22 protein-coding genes and 3 pseudogenes are annotated in these 19,005 nt (G+C 75.0%); 19 read left to right on the top strand and 6 right to left on the bottom strand.

Annotated elements, in window-relative coordinates; genetic code table 11:
* Nucleotides 1-38: 38 nt before the first annotated feature.
* Complete coding sequence (locus LWC33_RS28650) at nucleotides 39-425, bottom strand: STAS domain-containing protein (protein WP_233307805.1); 387 nt, start codon at nucleotides 423-425, stop codon at nucleotides 39-41.
* A gap of 345 nt (nucleotides 426-770) precedes the next feature.
* Here LWC33_RS28650 and LWC33_RS28645 point away from each other — a divergent pair, with 345 nt between their 5' ends.
* The 4 genes and pseudogenes from LWC33_RS28645 to LWC33_RS36290 form a co-directional block, all read left to right on the top strand.
* Nucleotides 771-1,790: an NAD(P)/FAD-dependent oxidoreductase gene (locus LWC33_RS28645; protein ID WP_233307804.1), complete on the top strand. Its 1,020-nt coding sequence runs from the start codon at nucleotides 771-773 to the stop codon at nucleotides 1,788-1,790.
* Between the two features lie 105 nt (nucleotides 1,791-1,895).
* Nucleotides 1,896-2,306, top strand: a complete 411-nt coding sequence (locus LWC33_RS28640; RefSeq protein ID WP_233307803.1) for a pyridoxamine 5'-phosphate oxidase family protein — start codon at nucleotides 1,896-1,898, stop codon at nucleotides 2,304-2,306.
* Nucleotides 2,307-2,386: 80 nt separating this feature from the next.
* Complete coding sequence (locus LWC33_RS28635; protein WP_233307802.1) at nucleotides 2,387-2,767, top strand: STAS domain-containing protein; 381 nt, start codon at nucleotides 2,387-2,389, stop codon at nucleotides 2,765-2,767.
* Between the two features lie 7 nt (nucleotides 2,768-2,774).
* Nucleotides 2,775-3,614, top strand: a pseudogene (locus LWC33_RS36290) (GAF domain-containing protein); the annotation flags it as partial.
* Between the two features lie 161 nt (nucleotides 3,615-3,775).
* On the opposite strand, the gene LWC33_RS36285 reads toward LWC33_RS36290, so the two are convergent.
* Entirely contained in the window at nucleotides 3,776-3,967 is a 192-nt protein-coding gene (locus tag LWC33_RS36285) for a hypothetical protein (protein WP_233307801.1), read from the bottom strand.
* Between LWC33_RS36285 and LWC33_RS36280 the strand changes: the two are divergent.
* The 7 genes and pseudogenes from LWC33_RS36280 to LWC33_RS28590 form a co-directional block, all read left to right on the top strand.
* A pseudogene (locus LWC33_RS36280) lies at nucleotides 3,906-4,190 on the top strand (PP2C family protein-serine/threonine phosphatase); the annotation flags it as partial. The gene LWC33_RS36285 and the pseudogene LWC33_RS36280 sit on opposite strands and share 62 nt — an antisense overlap.
* Before the next feature lie 241 nt (nucleotides 4,191-4,431).
* Nucleotides 4,432-5,976, top strand: coding sequence for an FAD-dependent oxidoreductase (locus LWC33_RS28615; protein WP_233307800.1), 1,545 nt, complete (start codon nucleotides 4,432-4,434; stop codon nucleotides 5,974-5,976).
* A gap of 6 nt (nucleotides 5,977-5,982) precedes the next feature.
* Entirely contained in the window at nucleotides 5,983-7,605 is a 1,623-nt protein-coding gene (locus LWC33_RS28610) for an ATP-binding SpoIIE family protein phosphatase (RefSeq protein ID WP_233307799.1), read from the top strand.
* The gene (locus tag LWC33_RS28605; protein ID WP_233307798.1) at nucleotides 7,602-7,925 is read left to right on the top strand and encodes an STAS domain-containing protein; all 324 of its coding nucleotides are present in this window, start codon (nucleotides 7,602-7,604) and stop codon (nucleotides 7,923-7,925) included. The genes LWC33_RS28610 and LWC33_RS28605 overlap by 4 nt, the downstream gene beginning before the upstream one ends.
* Nucleotides 7,926-8,061: 136 nt before the next feature.
* On the top strand, nucleotides 8,062-8,505 hold the full coding sequence (locus LWC33_RS28600; protein WP_233307797.1) for an Hsp20/alpha crystallin family protein: 444 nt from the start codon (nucleotides 8,062-8,064) through the stop codon (nucleotides 8,503-8,505).
* 284 nt (nucleotides 8,506-8,789) lie between these two features.
* Nucleotides 8,790-9,284 (top strand): hypothetical protein, encoded by a 495-nt coding sequence (locus LWC33_RS28595; RefSeq protein WP_233307796.1) that lies wholly within the window; start codon nucleotides 8,790-8,792, stop codon nucleotides 9,282-9,284.
* A gap of 270 nt (nucleotides 9,285-9,554) precedes the next feature.
* The gene (locus LWC33_RS28590) at nucleotides 9,555-10,391 is read left to right on the top strand and encodes an MBL fold metallo-hydrolase (RefSeq protein WP_233307795.1); all 837 of its coding nucleotides are present in this window, start codon (nucleotides 9,555-9,557) and stop codon (nucleotides 10,389-10,391) included.
* Here the strand turns inward: LWC33_RS28590 and LWC33_RS28585 are convergent.
* Complete coding sequence (locus LWC33_RS28585) at nucleotides 10,288-11,274, bottom strand: SigB/SigF/SigG family RNA polymerase sigma factor (protein ID WP_233307794.1); 987 nt, start codon at nucleotides 11,272-11,274, stop codon at nucleotides 10,288-10,290. The two genes, LWC33_RS28590 and LWC33_RS28585, sit on opposite strands and share 104 nt — an antisense overlap.
* A gap of 294 nt (nucleotides 11,275-11,568) precedes the next feature.
* Here LWC33_RS28585 and LWC33_RS28580 point away from each other — a divergent pair, with 294 nt between their 5' ends.
* Complete coding sequence (locus LWC33_RS28580) at nucleotides 11,569-11,973, top strand: anti-sigma factor antagonist (protein WP_233307793.1); 405 nt, start codon at nucleotides 11,569-11,571, stop codon at nucleotides 11,971-11,973.
* A gap of 4 nt (nucleotides 11,974-11,977) precedes the next feature.
* Here the strand turns inward: LWC33_RS28580 and LWC33_RS28575 are convergent, their stop codons facing one another.
* The gene (locus tag LWC33_RS28575; RefSeq protein ID WP_233307792.1) at nucleotides 11,978-12,187 is read right to left on the bottom strand and encodes a hypothetical protein; all 210 of its coding nucleotides are present in this window, start codon (nucleotides 12,185-12,187) and stop codon (nucleotides 11,978-11,980) included.
* A gap of 276 nt (nucleotides 12,188-12,463) precedes the next feature.
* Here LWC33_RS28575 and LWC33_RS28570 point away from each other — a divergent pair, with 276 nt between their 5' ends.
* From LWC33_RS28570 to LWC33_RS28555, 4 genes are all read left to right on the top strand, one after another.
* On the top strand, nucleotides 12,464-13,285 hold the full coding sequence (locus LWC33_RS28570; protein WP_233307791.1) for a SigB/SigF/SigG family RNA polymerase sigma factor: 822 nt from the start codon (nucleotides 12,464-12,466) through the stop codon (nucleotides 13,283-13,285).
* A 76-nt stretch (nucleotides 13,286-13,361) separates the two neighbouring features.
* Nucleotides 13,362-13,664, top strand: coding sequence for a hypothetical protein (locus LWC33_RS28565; RefSeq protein WP_233307790.1), 303 nt, complete (start codon nucleotides 13,362-13,364; stop codon nucleotides 13,662-13,664).
* An 84-nt stretch (nucleotides 13,665-13,748) separates the two neighbouring features.
* Nucleotides 13,749-14,054, top strand: coding sequence for a hypothetical protein (locus tag LWC33_RS28560; RefSeq protein ID WP_233307789.1), 306 nt, complete (start codon nucleotides 13,749-13,751; stop codon nucleotides 14,052-14,054).
* A gap of 183 nt (nucleotides 14,055-14,237) precedes the next feature.
* Nucleotides 14,238-15,062, top strand: coding sequence for a SigB/SigF/SigG family RNA polymerase sigma factor (locus tag LWC33_RS28555; RefSeq protein WP_233307788.1), 825 nt, complete (start codon nucleotides 14,238-14,240; stop codon nucleotides 15,060-15,062).
* A gap of 95 nt (nucleotides 15,063-15,157) precedes the next feature.
* Here LWC33_RS28555 and LWC33_RS28550 read toward each other — a convergent pair.
* A pseudogene (locus tag LWC33_RS28550) lies at nucleotides 15,158-15,833 on the bottom strand (manganese catalase family protein).
* 21 nt (nucleotides 15,834-15,854) lie between these two features.
* Between LWC33_RS28550 and LWC33_RS28545 the strand changes: the two are divergent.
* Nucleotides 15,855-16,361 (top strand): hemerythrin domain-containing protein, encoded by a 507-nt coding sequence (locus LWC33_RS28545; protein ID WP_233307787.1) that lies wholly within the window; start codon nucleotides 15,855-15,857, stop codon nucleotides 16,359-16,361.
* 84 nt (nucleotides 16,362-16,445) lie between these two features.
* Here the strand turns inward: LWC33_RS28545 and LWC33_RS28540 are convergent, their stop codons facing one another.
* On the bottom strand, nucleotides 16,446-17,249 hold the full coding sequence (locus LWC33_RS28540; protein ID WP_233307786.1) for a sigma-70 family RNA polymerase sigma factor: 804 nt from the start codon (nucleotides 17,247-17,249) through the stop codon (nucleotides 16,446-16,448).
* A gap of 160 nt (nucleotides 17,250-17,409) precedes the next feature.
* Here LWC33_RS28540 and LWC33_RS28535 point away from each other — a divergent pair, with 160 nt between their 5' ends.
* The gene (locus tag LWC33_RS28535) at nucleotides 17,410-18,153 is read left to right on the top strand and encodes a hypothetical protein (protein WP_233307785.1); all 744 of its coding nucleotides are present in this window, start codon (nucleotides 17,410-17,412) and stop codon (nucleotides 18,151-18,153) included.
* 118 nt (nucleotides 18,154-18,271) lie between these two features.
* The gene (locus LWC33_RS28530) at nucleotides 18,272-18,988 is read left to right on the top strand and encodes an ATP-binding protein (RefSeq protein WP_233307784.1); all 717 of its coding nucleotides are present in this window, start codon (nucleotides 18,272-18,274) and stop codon (nucleotides 18,986-18,988) included.
* The last annotated feature ends 17 nt before the right edge of the window (nucleotides 18,989-19,005 follow it).

The following is a 19,005-nucleotide window of genomic DNA, read 5'->3' as shown; positions in this document are numbered from 1 at the left end:
GGCCTCGCCCTCCGCGTTATGACTCCACAGTGGAGCGGTCAGAGGGCGCGGAGGGCGGCGTCCAGGCTCGGGTAGCGACTCGTCCGGCCCACGAGCTGGCGGGCGGGGAGGGCGAGGCGCCCGGCGACGGCGTCGAACCCCACGAGGTGCAGGCCCAGCCCGTAGCGCTCCGCGGTTCGGGCCGCGCGGGCGAGCGTCTCGACGGCGGCGGTGGTGGCGGAGTCGACCGCGCTGAGGTCGAGGACGATGTGCCGCGTCGTCGCGCCGCTGACGCCACGCAGCCGGATCCGCGCATCGACCAGGCGCAGGAGACGGGTGCTGACGACCGGGTCGAGCGCCCCCGCGAAGGCGATGACGTGCACGTCCGGCCGCGGGCCGGAGATCGCCAACCGGCCGGGTCGGATCGGGGCGGCAACCACACTCACGGACTGCTCCTTTCCTCGTGCCTGTCCTCGGCGTTCCCGTCGCGGAGGACGTTCATGCCTCTTCCGCGCGTCCCGGCTCGAACCGATCCGTCCCGCTCGATCCGTCCCGCTCGATCCGCCCTGCTCGACCGCCCCGCCGCCCCGCTGCGCCGCCGCCCCGCTGCGCCGCCGCCCCGCTGCGCCGCCGCCGCGCCGCCGCGCCGTCGCGCCGCTGCTCCGTCCGCGAGTCGGGTTCCGTTCGTCGTCCCGCGGGCCGGACCTCGCACCTGCTCCCTTGCTGAAGCGGCAAGGGAACTTGCCACTTGAACCTCTCCGCGCGCACTCTCGCCACCGGAGGTGGTCGAGATGACCGATGAACTGGGGACGGACTACGACGTCGTGGTGATCGGCGGCGGGGCCGCGGGCCTGAACGGTGCGCTGATGCTGGCGCGATCGCGCCGGTCGGTGGTGGTGATCGACGCCGGCGAGCCCCGCAACGCGCCGGCGACGGGCGTGCACGGGCTGCTGGGCCGGGAAGGGATGCCCCCGGCCGAGCTGCTGGAGCGGGGCCGCACGGAGGTGCGCGGGTACGGCGGCGAGGTGGTGACCGGCGAGGTCGCCGAGGTGACCCGCGACGGCGACGAGTTCCGCGTCGTCCTCGAGGACGGCCGGATCACCTGTGCCCGCCGGTTGCTCGTGACGACCGGCCTGGTCGACGAGCTGCCCGATGTGGCGGGGCTGCGGGAGCGCTGGGGTCGCGACGTGCTGCACTGTCCCTACTGCCACGGCTGGGAGGTGCGGGACCGCGCGATCGGCGTGCTGGCGACGGGCCCGATGTCGGTGCACCAGGTCCTGCTGTTCCGGCAGCTGAGCGACGACGTCACGTTCTTCACCCACGCCTCGTCGCCGCTGACGGACGAGGTGGCCGAGCAGCTGGCCGCGCGCGGCGTGACCGTCGTCGACGGCGAGGTGGCGTCGCTGGAGGTCGTCGACGACCGGCTCGCCGCGGTGCGCATGGCCGACGGCCGCAGCGTCCCGCGCGAGGCGCTCGCGCTCGCCACGCGGATGGTGGGGCGGGCGGGCTTCCTCGAACGGCTGGGCCTGCGCACCGTCGAGCACCCCAGTGGGGTGGGCGAGCACCTGCGGACCGAGGCCGCGGGTCGGACCGAGGTGCCGGGCGTCTGGGCGGCGGGCAATGTCGCCGACCCGAGCGCGCAGGTCGGGGCGGCCGCGGCGGCGGGCGCGCTCGCGGGCGCGCACATCAACGCGGACCTGGTCGCCGAGGAGACCCGGCGGGCGGTCGAGGCCCGGCGCGACCCCTTCGTCGTGGGCTCGGAACGGCAGGTCGCGGCCCTGGTGGCAGGGGACCGTCGGCACGGTCTCTGAGGGACCTGTGACCAGAGTCACCAAAGGCGAAGTAAGGGCTTTCGACCCCTGCCGCACGATCGGTCGGTAGCGAGAATCGCGTCTGTGCCGGACTCCTCAACAGCCGTGACGGACGGCAGGGCCGATCTCGTGGAGATCGACCGTGCCGAGTGCCTGCGGCTGCTGGCGACCGCCGATCTCGGTCGGGTGATCTACACCGAGGGCGCCATGCCCGCCGCCCATCCCGTCAGCTACGTGCTCGACGGCGAGGAGATCGTCTTCCGCTCCGCGGGCGGGGCGACGCTGATCGCCGCCGCCCGCGGGGCGGTCGTCGCCTTCCAGGTCGACCGGATCGACGCCCAGGACCACACCGGCTGGAGCGTCCTCGGCATCGGGCAGGCCTACGAGGTCACCGACCGTTCGCGGCTGTCCGCGCTGGTCCGGTTGCTGCACGCGCCCTGGCCCCCGAGCCGGCCCGGGCACACGATCAGCATGCCGCTCGCGCGCCTCACCGGGCGCCGGCTGGTCGCCCGCTGACCGCCGGCCTCCCGGCGCACGCGGACCTCCCCCTGGCGCTCCGGGTCGTGACCGCGACCCCGGCACGGGACGATGCCCGCATGACACGACCCGAGCGGGCGGCCGGAGGCCCGTTCGACGACGAGCCCGCGGGCTCCGTGCGCCTCGACCGGCTACCGGAGGGCGTCGTGCTCGCCGTCAGCGGCGCGCTCGATCTCTCGCTCGCGCCCTTGCCACGGCGGACCGTGGAGCGCGCCGCGCGGCTGCGCCCGGCCCTGCTGGTGATCGACCTGACCGGCGTGTCCTTCCTGGCGTCGGCGGGCATGGCCGAGCTCGTCCGCGCGAACCGGCAGCTGCGCGGCGAGGTCCCGGTCCGCGTCGTCGCGACCGGCCGGCTCGTGCTGCGCCCGCTCGAGCTGACCCGGCTCACGGACGAGCTCGCCATCCACCCGACCCTCGCCGACGCGCTCGCGGCCGGGTGAGCTGCCGATGACCGACGAGAGGGGCGGGACGGACGGGGTGAGCCCGGAGACCCACGCCCTGCTGGCCGCCCTCGCCTCCGCGTTCACCGCACCCGACGGGCGGCCCGTGCCCGTGGAGCGGCGCGTGCTCACCGCGGCCGAGCTCGCCGTGCTGCACCGGGAGGACGGCGAGGCCGTCCTGGTGCCCGACGCCGCGCAGCTCGCCGCGCTGCTCCCGGGCGCGACGGGGGCCCTCGTGGTGCTCGACGGCGACGGCGCGCAGAACGGCGACGGGACCGCTGCACCGGAGGCCGTAGCCGTCGCGCTGGTCACCCGGGCCCCGGTGGGCCGCTCGCACCTGCTCGCGGCCGAGGCCGTCGCCGCGGCGACCGGCGGCCTCCGCCGGGCCGTGGGCGCCCTGCGCACCGAGGCGGCGGTGATCGACGCCCTGCACTCGGTCGGCCGGCGACTGACCGCCCAGCTCGACATCGGCCGCCTCGTGCAGGAGGCCACCGACGCGGCGACCACGGCGGTCGGGGCGGCGTTCGGCGCGTTCTTCTACAACCTCGTCGACCAGCTCGGCGAGTCCTACACGCTCTACACGCTGTCCGGGGTGCCGCGGGAGGCGTTCGCGCGGTTCCCGATGCCGCGCAACACCGAGGTGTTCGCCCCGACCTTCGACGGCAGGGGCACGGTCCGCAGCGAGGACATCACCGCCGACCCGCGGTTCGGGCGCAACCCCCCGTACCACGGCATGCCCGAGGGTCACCTGCCCGTGCGCAGCTACCTCGCCGTGTCGGTGATCAGTCCGACGAGCGGCGAGGTGCTGGGCGGCTTCTTCTTCGGCCACCCCGAGCGCGGCCGCTTCACCGATCGCCACGAGTACGTGGCGGAGGGCATCGCGGGCTACTCGGCGATCGCGCTGGACAACGCCCGGCTGTACGAGCGGGAGCGTGACTTCACCCGCGAGCTGTCGCGCAGCATGCTGCCCGGGACGCCCGCGGTCCCGGGCCTGGACCTGGTCACCCGCTACCTGCCCGCGGCGACCGGACCGAAGATCGGCGGCGACTGGTTCGACGTCATCCGCCTGGGACCCGGCCCGGCGTCCGGCCCCGCGTCCGGCTCCGGGTCCGGCTCCGGGTCCGGCGCGACGGCCTTCGTGATCGGCGACGTCGTGGGGCACGGGGTCGCCGCCGCCACGGTCATGGGGCAGGTGCGCACCGCGATCCGCTCCTACGCCCTGCTCGGGCTGCCGCCGTCGGAGGTGCTGCGGCACGTCTCCGCCCTGCTCGACAGCTTCGCCGACCGCCCCTTCGTCACCTGCTTCTACGCCGTGCACACGCCCGAGGACGGCCTGGTCTTCGCCAACGCCGGCCACTTGCCGGCGCTCCTGCGGCGCCCCGACGGCACGATCGAGCAGCTCGGTGAGGCGCTGGCCCAGCCGCTCGGCGTCGGCACGACGTTCCCCGAGCGCACCGCGGAGTTCCGGCGGGGCGACGAGCTGCACGTCCGACGCCAGCGCCACCGTGCACCGCGACGACGGCACGACCGCCACGATGAGGTGGCGGCTCGGGCCGGTTCGAGCGCGCCACCGCCCCGTCCCGAGGAGCACGACCTCGGGCCCCTCGGGCCGACGCCACGGAGTCGCACGTGTTGGGACGGGCGGACGCGGGTACGGCACCCGGGTGGCCGACCACCCGCGCGCGGACCGAGCCGTACCCACCACCGCCGAGACCGGCTCGCCCTGGCTCACCGACCGCACCGGCGTCCGCTACACGGGGCCGACGACCGAGCGGCACTTCGACGTGCTCGTGCTCGGCGGCGGGATCACCGGCCTGACCACGGCCCACCTGCTCACGCAGCGCGGCGCGCGGGTCGCCGTCGTCGAGGCCGACCGGGTCGCCTCCGGGGCGACCGGCAACAACACCGCGAAGGTCACCGCCCTGCAGGCCACGATGCTGTCCCGCATCCGGTCGGCCCGTGGCGCGGAGGCGGCGGCCTCCTACGCCGAGCACAGCCTGCGCGGCGTGGAGCTGGTGGCGGCCACGGTCGACGAGCTGGGGATCGACTGCGACCTGCGCCGCCGGGACGCCTGCACGATCGCCGCGGACCGCTCCGAGCGGGCAGCGGTGGAGAAGGAGTTCGAGGCCGCACGCGCGGCGGGGCTGCCGGTGGAGTGGACGGAGGAGACCGACCTGCCCTTCCCGGTCGCGGGGGCGGTCCGGCTGGCCGGCCAGGTCGAGCTGCACCCCGTCCGGTACGCCCGGGCGCTGGCCGCGGCGGTGCACGGCGGCGGCTCGGCGGTCTTCGAGCGCACCCGTGCGGTCGCGCTCGCGGAGGAGAAGCCGGTCCGGGTCGAGACGACGCGGGGGACGCTGACCGGCGAGCAGGTCGTCGTCGCGACGCACTACCCGGTGTGGGACCGCGGCGGGTACTTCGCGCGGATGCAGGCCGTGCGGGCGTACTGCGTGGCCGCCAGGGTCCGCGGCGGTCCACCCCGGTCGCTGTCGATCACCGCCGGCTCGCCGAGCTGGTCCTACCGCTCCCTGGGCGACCAGGTGATCGTCTGCGGGCAGGACCACCCGGCCGGCGAGCGGGGCGTCGACCGGAGCCGCTTCGGCGTGCTCGAGGAGCACCTGCGCCGCCACTTCACCGTCGGACGGGTCACCCACCGCTGGTCGGCGCAGGACGCCCTGCCCTACGACCACACCCCGATGATCGGCACGTACACGCCGGTCTCCTCCCGGGTGTTCGTCGCCGCCGGCTACTCGAAGTGGGGGCTCTCCGGCGGCAGCGCGGCGGCGGCCGTGCTCGCCGAACAGCTCGCGGGCGGGCCCGGTTCCCCGGTGTTCACCCCGCACCGGATCAGCCCCCGGGCGCTCCCGACGCTGGCCCGGGCGAACGCCAGGGTCGCGCTCGACCTGGTCGGCGACCGGTTGCGGCCGGGTGAGGCGGGGTCGGCCGCCGGGATCCCCGCGGGGGAGGGGCGCATCGTCCGGTCCGGCACCGACCGCGCCGGCGTCTACCGCGATCCCGACGGCGGCCTGCACGCCGTGTCCGTGCGGTGCACGCACCTGGGCTGCCTGCTGCGGTTCAACGGGGCCGAACGCAGCTGGGACTGCCCGTGCCACGGCTCACGGTTCGACGTCGACGGCGCGGTCCTGGAGGGTCCCGCCGTGCACCCGCTCGAGCGCAGGCCGGTGCCGGGCGCCTCCGGCCGGCACACCTAGACTCCGATGGTGCGACCCGCCGAGAGAGCGGCCACGGACATCGGCACCCACACGACCGGTGACCGGCTCCGCCGGATCCAGACCCTCACGGACACCGAGCTCGCGCGGCTCGGCGTCGACGAGATGCTGGCCGAGATGCTCGAGCGCGTCCGGGACCTGCTCGAGGTCGACACGACCGCGGTGCTGCTGCTCGACCCGTCCGCCACCTTCCTGGTCGCCACGGCCACGCGCGGGCTGGAGGAGGAGACCCGCCAGGGCGTGCGGATCCCGCTCGGCAAGGGGTTCGCCGGGAAGATCGCCGCGCAGAAGCGGCCCGTGATCATCGACCAGGTCGACCACTCCAACGTCATGAACCCGATCCTGCGGGAGAAGGGGATCCGGTCGCTCCTCGGCGTCCCGCTGCTGGTGGGGGGTGACGTCATCGGCGTGCTGCACGTCGGCACCCTGGTCCCCCGGGCGTTCACCTCGGAGGACGCCGAGCTGCTCCAGCTGGCCGCGGACCGGATCGCGCTGGCGACCCGGGCCCGGATGACGCAGGCCGAGCGGACGGCCGCGGCCGCGCTGCAGCGCAGCCTGCTGCCCGGGGCCCTGCCGTCGGTACCGGGGCTGGAGCTCGCCGCCCGGTACGTGCCCGGCGGGGGCGGCGAGGTCGGCGGCGACTGGTACGACGTCTTCGACCTCCCGTCCGGGCGGTTGTGCGTGGTGGTGGGCGACGTCGTGGGGCGCGGCCTGCAGGTGTCGGTCGCGATGGGCCGGCTGCGCAGCGCCGTGCGCGCCTACGCCCTGCTGACCGAGGACCCGGCGGAGCTGCTGCGCAAGCTCGACGTGCAGGTCCAGCACTTCGAGCGGGACGTGATGGCGACCGTCCTGTGCGCGGTCGTCGAGGTCGACCAGAGCGTGGCGTGGGTGGCCTCGGCCGGGCATCCGCCACCGGTCCGCGCCCTGCCGGGACAGGCGGGCGAGCTGGTCGCGGTCGACCCCGACCCGCCGATCGGGCTGGTGCCGACCCGGCGCCGCGGCGCCCACGCCGTCGAGCTGCCCGTCGGGTCCTGCCTGGTGCTCTACACGGATGGTCTGGTGGAACGCCGGCACGAGCCCCTCGACGTCGGGCTGGAGCGGCTCACCGACGCCGTACGGCCCGGGCCCGCCGAGCAGCTCTGCGCCCGGATCATGGGCAGGCTCATCGGCAACGAGACGTCCGCCGACGACGTCGCCCTGCTGGTCGTGGTCCGTCCGGGCGACGACGCGACGGCGCCGCTGCGGCTGGCCGAGCCCGCCGAGCCGCGGTCCCTGCGCACGGTGCGGCAGGCCCTGCGCAGCTACCTCGGCACGGTCGGGGCCTCCGCCGAGGAGATGTCCGACCTGGTGCTGGCCGTGGGGGAGGCGTGCGCCAACGTCGTCGAGCACGCCTACGGGCCGGGTGGCGGGCTGCTCGAGGTGCACCTCGAGATGCACGGGCAGCGGGTGAGCGCGACCGTCCGGGACACCGGCGCATGGCGCGAGGCGCGCGGGGTCAACCGCGGGCGCGGGACCACCCTGATGCACGGGCTCGTGGACGAGGTCCACGTGGATCGCGACGCGACCGGAACCCGGGTCGTGCTGGAGAAGACCCTGGGGGGGAAGCCGTGACCGAGCTGAGCGTCGACGCACGCGAGCCCGAGCCGGGCCGGTGGGAGATCGCCCTCGCCGGGGAGGTCGACCTGGACAACGCCGGCGCCGTCGAACAGCGGCTGCAGGACCTGATCACCAACCGGGCCCGATCGGTGGTCCTCGACCTGGGCGGGCTGACCTACCTCGACAGCGCGGGGCTGCGCACGCTGTTCACCCTGGCGAACCGTCTGGAGCTGCTCCAGGTCGGGCTCGAGATCGTGGTGCCCGCGGACTCCCCGGTCCGCAAGGCCGTCCAGCTCGTCGGGCTGGGCGAGGTCGCCACCATCCGGACGGACTGAGCCCGGACGATCCCGCCGCGGCGGACTTGCGCGCGCCGAAACCTGCAGTGCATACTGCAGATATTCCGACCGGAGCCCGGAGCTCCCGGTCGGTGGGCATCGCCGACCAGTGCCGATCAGGAAGGAGCGACCAGCGATGCTGATGCGTACCGACCCGTTCCGCGAGTTCGACCGCCTCGCCCAGCACGCCCTCGGCGCGACCACCGGGACGTGGTCCCGCCCGGCCGCCATGCCGATGGACGCCTACCGCCACGGCGACGAGTTCGTCGTCGAGTTCGACCTCCCCGGCGTCGACCCCTCGGCCGTCGAGCTCTCCGTGGAGCGCAACGTCCTCACGGTCCGGGCCGAGCGCCGCCCGACGCTGCGCGACGAGCACGTCGAGATGCAGGTCTCGGAGCGACCCCTGGGCGTCTACTCGCGCCAGCTGTTCCTCGGCGACACCCTCGACACCGACCACATCCAGGCCGCGTACGACTCGGGCGTTCTCACCCTCCGCATCCCTGTCGCGGAGAGGGCCAAGCCGCGTACCATCACCATCTCCACCGCGAACGATCCGGGGCGCCGCGAGATCGACGCCTGACCGTCCGTCCGACCGGGTCACCCGGACCCGGCCGGCTCTCCTCGGAGCAGAACGCAGGTGAGCCCGATGAGCGCACGCGACCTCGGCGGGCCCCCCGCCGCGCGCGGGCGCGCCGGGATCCCCCACGCCCTGCCACGAGAGCGGTCGCCGCCTCCGTCCGCGTCGCGCCGCGCGGGTGCCGTGCGCACCCGCGCGGTCGCGGACCCTCTCGTGCCGCCGTGCCGTCACGTCCCTCCCGCCCCTCCGCACGGCAGGCCGAGCCCCGTCGCACCCCAGGAGCCCCTGTGAGCCTCGCCTCCGTCTGGCTGCAACTGCACGACGGCAGCCTCGTCCGGGCCGACCAGGCCACCGAGATCACCATGCACCCGACGCCGGCCCTGTCCGGGAAGGCGGCCCACTGGCTGCTCACCGTCTCCGTCCCCGTGTCGGTGGGCAGCGGCGACCGCGGGGGCTGGCGCACCGAACAGTTGCACCGCACGCTCGCGCAGACCTCCTCGCCGCCGACCGACGCCCCGGTCGTCCTGGCCCGGCTGCTCGCACGGCTCGACATGGCCGACGCCGCCGGCGTCGTCCGCGCCGACACCTCGCACGCGCGACACGCGCCCTGTCCGGACCACGCACTCGCGGCCGGCGAGATCTGCTTCGGCTTCACCGCCTTCATCGGCGCCGGCCCCGGGACGGCCCTCGACGGCGTCGTCACCCCCGACGACCCAGCGGAGGTCGCCGGCGACCGGTCCCGCCGGGCCGCCCTCGCCGGGAGCGGCCCCGGCCCCCGCTGACACGACGTCATCCCGCACCGGCCGCACGGTCGCCGCCACGGGGCATCGGACGGCCGACGATCCATCACCGTCCACCACGACCGAGAGGAGGGCACACCCGGCGAAACCACACGGAGACGAGATCGGATCACCCACCGGGCCGGACGGCGGGAGCACGGCGCTGCGGACGCACGTCGTCACACCACCTCCCGCCGCCCGGCCCTCGACATGCCCGGGCGCCGGGTCCCGAGGCGGGGGAGTGGCCGGGCTGAGACGGGGTACCGCCTCCCGATGGCTGCACCTGCGGACCCCGGCCCCGACGCCTCGTCGCTGACCTTCGTCGGCACGGCGACGACGCTGCAGCGGCTCGGCCCCTTCACCGTCCTCACCGACCCCAACTTCCTGCACCGGGGCGAGCGGGCCTACCTCGGGCACGGCCTCACGAGCAGGCGCCGCACCGAGCCCGCGCTCGGGCCGGACGAGCTGCCCCCGCTCGACGCCGTCGTCCTGTCCCACCTGCACGGCGACCACTTCGACCGGCGTGCGCGGCGCGGGCTCCCGCACTCCGTGCCGATCGTGACCACCCCGCACGCGCAGCGCCGGCTGCGGCGGCAGGGGTTCCGGGCCGCCGAGGGGCTGCGGACGTGGGAGAGCTGGGAGACCACGCGCGGCGACGCCGTGTTGCGCGTGACCGCGGTACCGGGGCAGCACGGGCCGGCCCTGGTGCACCGCGCCCTGCCGCCCGTCATGGGCGCGGTGCTGGAGCTCGAACGGGCCGGACGCACCGTCCTGCGGCTCTACCAGACCGGCGACACCCTGATGCGGCCCTTCCTGCACCGCGTCCACGAGCGTTTCGGCCCGCCCGACGTCCTCGTCGCGCACCTGGGCGGTACACGGGTGGCCGGGATCCTGGTGACCATGGACGCGCGGCAGGGCGCCGACCTGGTCGAGGCGTTCCGCCCCGGCACCACCATCCCGGTGCACTACGACGATTACGACGTGTTCCGGTCCCCGCTGAGCCACTTCACCCAGGAGCTGTACGACCGCGGGCTGTCGGCGGGGCTGCGGGTACTCCACCGGGGCGAGACCGCGGCGCTGGAACCGGCCGCCGCGCCAGTGCCCGGCTGACCGGGCCACGCGGCTGCCCGGCGTCGGACGGCTGCCCGGCCGCGGGCCGGTGGTCGTCGACCAATCCGCGGCGGAGCTCGGCGAGGGTCCGCGCGAGCAGCCGGGAGACGTGCATCTGGGAGATGCCCACCCGTTCCGCGATCTGCGTCTGGGTCATCTCACCGAAGAAGCGCAGCAGGATGATGGTGCGCTCCCGCTCCGGGAGCCGGTCGAGCAAGGGGCGGAGCGCGTCGCGGTCCTCGACGAGGTCGAGCTCGCGGTCCAGCTCGCCGAGCCGGTCGGCCAGCGGGTTGTCGCCCTCGCCGTCGCCCGCGACCGCGTCGAGCGAGCCTGCACTCTGGTTCGCCTGCGCGTCGAGGGCCTCGATGATCTCCTCGACGCCCGCGCCCAGGTGGGCCGCGAGCTCGCTGGGCTTCGGCGCCCGGCCGAGCTGCTGGGACAGCGGGCCGGTCGCGCGGCGGATGGCCACGCCCAGGTCCTTGAGCCGCCGCGGCACCCGCATGCTCCAGGTGCGGTCGCGGAAGTAGCGCAGGATCTCCCCGCGCACGCAGGGGATGAGGTAGCCGAGGAACTCGCCCTGGGCCCGCTCGGGGTCCCAGCGGTCGATCGCCGAGATCAGCCCCACCGTGGCGACCTGCACCAGGTCGTCGAGCCCACCGGGGTAGCCGCGGCTGTGCTTCCTCGCCAGGTGCCGGGCGACCGGGAGGAAGCCGAGGACGAGCTCGTCGCGCAGCGCGCGGCGACGGGGATCGGCCGGGTCCAGCTGCGCGTAGGCGTACAGGCGGGGCATCAGGTCGACGTACTCGCTGTCCGGCGGCACCTCGCCGGGGCGCTCCTCGTCCCCGGTCCCGCCGGCCGGCGGCGTGCGGAGTCCGGCGGTCACCGGGCGCCCCCGGGACACGGGTGCGGTGACGCGACGGGTCGGTCGGCTCGGGGCCCGACGGTCACGTGGGGCGCTCCCTCCGTCGTGGGGTCATGCGGTTCGACGGGCGGACTGTTTCACCCCGGCGCCGGGACGCCGCGGCGAACGCTACCCGGGCGGCCGGTCGCCCGCAGGGCGGGAGCAGAGGGAGCCGGCCGAAGCGGGAACGCCTGCATGTCGGATGTGCGGGGCAGTGTGCCGGGGAGCACCGCGCGCCGGTGTAACGCCTCCGGCCCCCGTTGCGCTGACACCCCGGTGAGCACGTTCGAATGGCGGGAGGTCGACCTCCGGGTGGACGGTGCGCGGGTCGACGGGGTGCGGGTGCGGACGGCCGAGCCGGCGCGGGGCACGGTGGTCCTGGCGGTCGCCGGCGAGATCGACGTCGCCCAGGCCGACGCCGTGCGCCGGGCCGCGGAGCCGTGCCTGGGCCGCGGTGTGCGGCTGGTCCTCGACCTCTCGGACCTGACCTACCTCGGCTCGCACGGGCTCGCGGTCCTGGCCGATCTCGACGGCGCGGCGCGCGACCGCTCGGCCGCACTCGTGGTGGTGACCGGCGCGGAGAACAAGGCGGTGCTGCGGCCCGTGGCCCTCACCGCGATGGACCAGGTCCTGCGGCTCGCCCCCACCCTCGACGCGGCGCTGGAGGGCCCGGCGGCCTGAACCGCTACGGCCGCGCCTCCACCAGGTACGCGGCCATCTCCCCGCGGACCTCGCCACGTCCGAGCAGCGCGGTCATCGTGCCGCGCACCGTGCGGAGCGCGGCCGCCGACCCGCCCCGCTCCGCGATCTGGACCCGCAGCGTCGGCCTGCTCCCAGCGAACCGTCGGGCGTCTCCAGCCCGTCCGCGTAGGCGTCGGGCATCGAGTCGACCCACGCCCGGTCCTCCGCACCCGCCATCGGACGACGGTAGGGCGGCGGGCGCCGTCGTGGTGCCACCGGACGGGGCGGGTCGCGGCCGCCCTGTGAGCCGGGACACCGGGTGTTTGGAGTTTCCGCCGGGGTGGGATCCGCGGATCACGAGGGTCGAGACCGACGGCCTCTCCCGGCGAGCCGGCCCCCGAGCCGCGGTGTCGTGCGGGTCCCCGTCGGGCGACCCCTGCGCAGCCCACCGCTCCGGCCCGCCGGTCCCCGACCTGGCGAGGAGCGAACCGTGTCCGTGCACGCCCTTCCGGAGTCCGGCCACGAGCCGGACCCGCAGCTCACCCGGCCCAGCGAGTACGTCGACGAGATGCCGAGGCTGCGCCGCTTCGCCGCCCTCCCGGAGGGCTCGCCGGAGCGGGCGCGGCTGCGGTCCGAGCTGATCGTGGCCTTCCTGCCCGTGGTGCGGAACCTCGCCAAGCGGCACGGCGCGGGCTACCGCGGCGGGCAGGAGGACCTGGTCCAGGTGGGCACGGTGGGCCTGATCAACGCGATCGACCGGTGGGACCCCGAACGGGCGCAGGGCGAGTTCCTCGGCTTCCTCATCCCGTCGGTCCGCGGCGAGATGCTGCGCTACTTCCGCGACCGCACCTGGTCGGTGCGGGTGCCCCGGCGGCTCAAGGAGCTCAGCGTCGAGATCACCCGGGCCACCGGCCCGCTGTCGCACCGGCTCGGCCGGGCCCCGAAGCCGAGCGAGCTCGCCCGGCACCTGGGCGTCGACGTCGGCGAGATCGTCGAGGCGCTGACCGCCAAGGCCAACCAGCACACCTCCCCGCTGGAGGCGGTGGCCGGCGACGAGCCCGGCACCGGCGTCGTCGACACCCTCGGCGATCTCGACCGGAACCTCGAGAAGGTGGAGGACCGCGAGGCGCTGCGCCCGCTGATCGCCGAGCTGCCGGAGCGCGAGCGCGGCATCCTGACCATGCGCTTCTTCGGCGACCGGACGCAGACCCAGATCGCCGAGCACTTCGGCATCTCCCAGATGCACGTCTCCCGGTTGCTCGCGCGCACCCTGGCGCGGTTGCGCGAGGGGCTGACCGAGGACCGCGGGTGAGAGCCCGGACGCGGGTGTCGGGCCGCAAAGACGATTGGGAACCTCATCCACCGGCAATACGGGCGGTGTGGCCGGGATGAGCGACGACGGGGGAGAGCGGGCACGGGCGGCGGAGACGATGCGCTCGGCACCGGCCCTGCGCGCGGGCTTCGCGCTGTGCGAGCTCGGCCTGCGCGACCTCTGGACGGCGCAGGTGGCCCTCGGCGGGATGCTGAGCGAGGACGAGCTGCGCGAGACGCTGGAGCTGCGCCGCGAGCCCACCTGGGCCGAGCACGACGTGATCGCGGCGGCGCTCAACGAGTGGTTCACCGAGCGCGGTCAGAACCATCCCGTGGCCTACTCCGAGGAGCTCCGGAACGAGGCCGCCGAAGGCCCGTGACGGACGGTTAGGGACGGGCCCGGCCGGGAACCCGTTCTCCGATCGGGTGATGCGCCCGGACCGACGGACCCACGGGGAGCGACCATGACCTCGACCGACCGGCCGACCACGCAGCGCCGGGGCAGCGACGACGGCAGCGACGACGGCGCCACCGCACGCCCGCACCCGCGCGAGATGTTCATCGGCTTCCTGCTCGACACGGTGCGCCAGGACCCGTTCCCCAGCGGCACCCAGCTCGACATCATCGAGGAGTCGATCCCGGCGCACATGGTGCCCGAGTACGTCGAGGTGCTCATCCAGAAGTCGCGCGAGGGCTGCTTCCCGAGCACGGACGTGCTGCGCCGGATCCAGCGGATGTCCGCCGGGCCGGGCCCCGCGCCGCGCTGCTGACCCACCTCCGGGGCCGTTTCCGCAGGTCCGGGCAGTTCGACGCGCGCACAGCAGGGGTGCGGCCGTACCGTCGACAGTGCTCGCCGCGGCGGGCCGGGGTGAAGCAGACCGCCCTCGTCGGAACGATCGGCGGAGGGAACCCCCTGTGCGCCCCACGACCGTCCCCCTTCCCGGACCGCGCCCGTGACCCCCGAGGTGATCGCCGAGCCCGAGGGGCAGGCGACCGCGAGCGAGTACATCGGGCTCATGCCCGCCCTGGAGCGGTACGCCTCGCTGCCCGCCGACCACCCGGACCGCGTCCGGCTGCGGGAGGAGCTGGCGCTGGGCTTCCTGCCGGTGGTCCGGAACATCGCCGCCCGGCACGCCCGCGGCTACCCGGGCGGCCTGGAGGACCTGGTGCAGGTCGGCACGGTGGGCCTGCTCAGCGCGCTGGACCGCTGGGACCCGGAGCTGGCCCGCGGCGAGTTCCTCGGCTACCTGGTGCCGTGCGTGCGCGGGGAGATCCTGCGCTACTTCCGGGACCGGACCTGGACGATGCGGGTCCCGCGCCGGCTCAAGGACCTCGCCGTGGCGATCCGCCAGGCGACCGGTCCGCTGTCGCAACGGCTCGGGCGGGCTCCCCGGCCGAGCGAGCTGGCCGCGCACCTCGACGTGCCGGTCGACGAGATCATCGAGGCGCTCGACGCCGAGGCGAACCAGCACTCCGGGTCGCTCGACGCCGTGCTCGGCGAGGACGACGCCGACAACCCGATCACGAACCGGCTCGGCGAGCTCGACGGCGCGCTCGAGCTCGTCGAGTACCGGCACGCCCTGCGCCCGCTGCTGGACCGGTTGCCCGAGCGGGAACGCACGATCCTGCTGCTCCGCTTCTTCGGCGAGATGACCCAGACACAGATCGCGGAGCGGATCGGGATCTCGCAGATGCACGTGTCACGGCTGCTCGCCCGCACCCTCGAGCGGCTGCGGACCGAGCTTCTCGACGACTTTCCCGCGAACGCCGCCGGGTGAGCACGGCGCCGGCCGCGCCGGATGAGCACGGCGCCGGCCGCAGGTTCCGCAGCAGCCGGCGCCGTGCTCACGGCAAGGGGCTCAGGGGAGTGGGCTCATTCCTTGTTCAGCGTGTCCTGGGCCAGACCGGCGGCCTTCTCCATCGTGTCGGGCAGCTCGGTGGTGCCGTAGAAGCGGCTGTCCGGGTGGGTGGGCGGCGGCATCGGCACCGACGACGTCGGGCCCTCGTGATAGGTGAACTCCCCGTTGCCGTCCGGGCTCGGGCCCTTGGCCCAGCGGCCCTCGCCGGCCCGGGCGCCGTCGGAGAAGTTGAGGTACTGGTAGGAGAACTCGGTGGCCTCCTTGCCCTGCGGGAAGTTGCTGGGTACGGGCATCTTCTCCGCGCCGGTCTCCTTGAGCTCCTCGGCCGCGGCGAGCCACATGTTCTGGTGCATGGTGTCGCGGGCGAGCAGGAAGGACAGCAGGTCGCGCACGCCGGGGTCGTCGGTCATGTGGTAGAGCCTCGGTGGTGCCCAACGGCGCCGTCTCCAGCAGCTGGGCGATCATCGTGGCGAGCATCTCGACGTGCCCGATCTCCTCGGACGCGATGCCGAACACCAGGTCGCGGTACTTGCCGGGGGTGTGCATGTTCCAGCCCTGGAACATGTACTGCATCGCCACGGTGATCTCGCCGTACTGCCCGCCCAGCACCTCCTGCAGCTTGCGGGCGTACACGGCGTCGGGCTTCTCGGGGGTGGCCTTGAACTGCAACTCCTGACGGTGCAGGAACATGCGGGCTCCTCAGGGGCTTCGGTGGCGCCGCGGCTGCTGGAGGCCATCCCCGCGACACGGGTGGCCCAGGAGCGCCGGGACATGGCCGACACCGCCATCGCCGAGATCGTGCGGCACTCGGTGGCCGAGGAGATGTACGTCTACCCGGCGATGTCCGATGCCCTCGACCACGGCGGCGACACCGTCGAGCACGACAAGGAGGAGCACAACAAGCTCGAGCGGATCATGAAGGACCTCGAAGGCGTCGACGGCGACGACCCGCAGTTCGGCATCCTCGTGGCCGACATGACCCGTGCGCTGCGGCACCACGCCGAGGAGGAGGGCCAGCAGTTCCCGAAGATGCGGGAGCGGATGTCGAACGAGACGCTGCTGGAGCTGCGGCGCAAGGTCGAGGCGGCCAAGAAGATCGCGCCGACCCGCCCGCACCCCGACGCGCCGAACGCGGAGCTGTTCCACAAGCTGGCGGGCCCGGGAGTGGGTCTCGTCGACCGCCTCCGGGACCGGCTCACCGGTCGCGAGAGCGGTTGACACGGCCGGGACCCCGTCGACGTCCGGGCGTCGCGATCGCGCCCGGGCGTCGCCCGCCGCCCGGACGCGGGCAGGGGTCTCCGCTCAGCCGCCGAGCTGGGCGCGCAGGTGCGCCAGCGTGCGCGCGAGCAGCCGGGACACGTGCATCTGCGAGATGCCGACCTTCTCGGCGATCTGGGTCTGGGTGTGCTCGCCGTAGAAGCGCAGCAGCAGGATCGTGCGCTCGCGCTCGGGCAGCTCGGCGATCAGCCGGCGCAGGTCACCGCTGTGGTCGACGAGATCGAGGCCCGCGTCGGACGCGCCGAGCCGGTCCGCCGCGGTGAATCCCGTCTCGGACTCGGGCTCGTCGAGGCTGTCCGCGCGGTGGCCGGCCAGGGCGTCGAGGGCCTCGACGACGTCGTCCAGCGGCCGGTCCAGCTCGAGGGCGAGCTCGCTGGGCCGTGGCGCGCGGCCGAGGCGTTGGGTGAGGTCGACGGAGGCGCGGTTGACGGCGACCGTGAGGTCCTTGATCGCGCGCGGTACCCGCAGGGCCCAGGTGTGGTCGCGCAGGTGGCGCAGCATGGAGCCGCGGATGCTCGGGACGAGGTAGGCGAGCGGCCCGCCCGCCGTGACGTCCGGGTCGTAGTTGTCGATGGCCCGGATCAGCCCGACGACCCCGGCCTGCTCCAGGTCCTCCGCCGCGGCGGACGTCGAGTACCGCTTGGCGAGGTTGTGCACCAGGGGGAGGAACTGGGTGATGAGGTACTCCCGGCGGGGCGCGTGCTCGGGGTCCTCGGGGCCGGTCCCGGCGTGCTTGCGCAGCACGGGCTCCAGGTCGTCGTACGCGTGCGGACCGTCACGGGCCTCGGCGGGGGCACGCCCCGGCACGGTGGGTGTGGTCGTGGGCACGGGCTCGCCTACCCGGGTGGTCCGAGGACAAACGGCTCGCGCGGCCGTGCTCGGCGAACGGCGGGGCGCCACCCGCCGCCCGCTCGGACGTTGCGGGCGGACGCCGGGGCGGGGAAGGTGGCGGAGACACCCCGCGCGACACTGTGACCGGAGGACAGCCATGCGGGACGGGGCGGCCGGACCGGGCACGGATCTGACGATCACGGCGAGCGAGGCGGCAGGGGCGCGCGTGCTCGCCGTCACGGGGACCCTCGGGACCCGTACGGCGCCACAGCTCGACCGGGTCCTGCGCAAGGAGCTCCTGGATCGCGGCCGGCTGCTGGTCGACGTCTCCGGGTTGGGTCTGTCGTCCACCGCCGTGCTGGCGTCCTTCCCGGCCGCGCTGGCGGCGACGGGTGGGTGGCCGGCGTCCCGGCTGGTGCTGTTCGGGCCCGGGCGGGTCGTCGAGGACATGGGGCAGGCCGGGCGGCACCGTGAGGTGCCCGTGGCCGGCGACCTCGTCGATGCCTGCACGCTGCTGGAGCGGCGTCCCGCGAGGGTGCGGCGCACCACGGACCTGCCCCACGGACCGGAGGCGGCCCCCTTCGCCCGCCTGATGCTGCGGGCGGCGTGCGAGGACTGGGAGATCCCGGCCGACGTCGCCGACCGGGCCGCGATCGTGGTGAACGAGTTGGTCAGCAACGCGGTGCAGCACACCCTCGGACCGGGGGAGTTCGGCCTCGCCCACTCCCGGCGCGGGCTCTGGATCTCGGTGCGGGACGGGTCGTCCGCGCGTCCGGTCCTGACCGCCGAGTCGGAGGGCCTCGGGCTGCGTGCCGTCGCGGAGCTCAGCCGGGCCTGGGGCGTGACGCCGCTGGGCAGCGGCAAGTCCGTCTGGGCGCTCGTCGACGACGGGCCCGTCTGAGGCGGGCGGGCCCGACGCGGAGAGGGGGCATCATCCGGTGACGTCCGGTTACCCGTACCGACCCACGGGCCCAGCAGGGGGCCCGTCCGGGGTTCCACCACGACCACGGGGAGCGGGCTTGCTCCGGAAAGAGCTGACGTGCCACGTCGAGGACGGGCCGGTCCCGGTCCTCGTCCTCGTCGGGCCCCTGACCGTACGCACGGCCTCGCAGGCGGAGACGGCGGTGCGCAAGCTGCTGCTCGACCGGGGTTCGCTGCTGGTCGACGTGCGGGACCTCGAGCCGGTCGTGCCGTCGCTGCTCGCGTTCTTCAGCAGCACCCTCTCCGGGGTGGGTGGCTGGCCGGTCGCCCGGCTCGTGCTCGTCGCGCCGCCCGGCCCGCTCTCCTCCGCGCTCCGGCGCAACGGGGTGCTCCGCGAGGTCGGTCTGGCCGAGGACCGCGACCGGGCGCTGGGCCTGCTCGGGCACCGGCCGGAGCGCGTCCGCCGGCGCACCGGGCTGCCCGAGACCGTGGTTGCGGTGCGGTACGCCCGGGTACTGGTGCGCGACGCCTGCCAGGAGTGGGAGCTGGCCGGGGGGATCCCCGCCCGCGCCGAGCTGCTCGCGGACGAGCTGGTGGCCAACGCCGTCGTGCACGGCGGCGGGCGCCGCACGTTGGTGCTCACCCTCGACGACGCCGGGCTGCGGGTCGGGGTGCGGGACGAGGGGATCGGCGTGCCGGACCCGGACACCGCCACCGGGCAGGGCCTGCACGTGGTCGCCGAGCTCTCCGACGGCTGGGGCACGAGCCGGCACGCCGTGGGCAAGACCGTCTGGGCGTTGCTGCGCAGAGGGTGACGGGCGGGGCGTGACGG

This window comes from Pseudonocardia terrae (assembly GCF_021343995.1).
In the GTDB taxonomy this organism is placed as follows: Bacteria; Actinomycetota; Actinomycetes; order Mycobacteriales; family Pseudonocardiaceae; genus Pseudonocardia; species Pseudonocardia terrae.
Note: the sequence above shows the minus strand (reverse complement) of the source record. Positions and strands in the feature narration are given on the sequence as shown.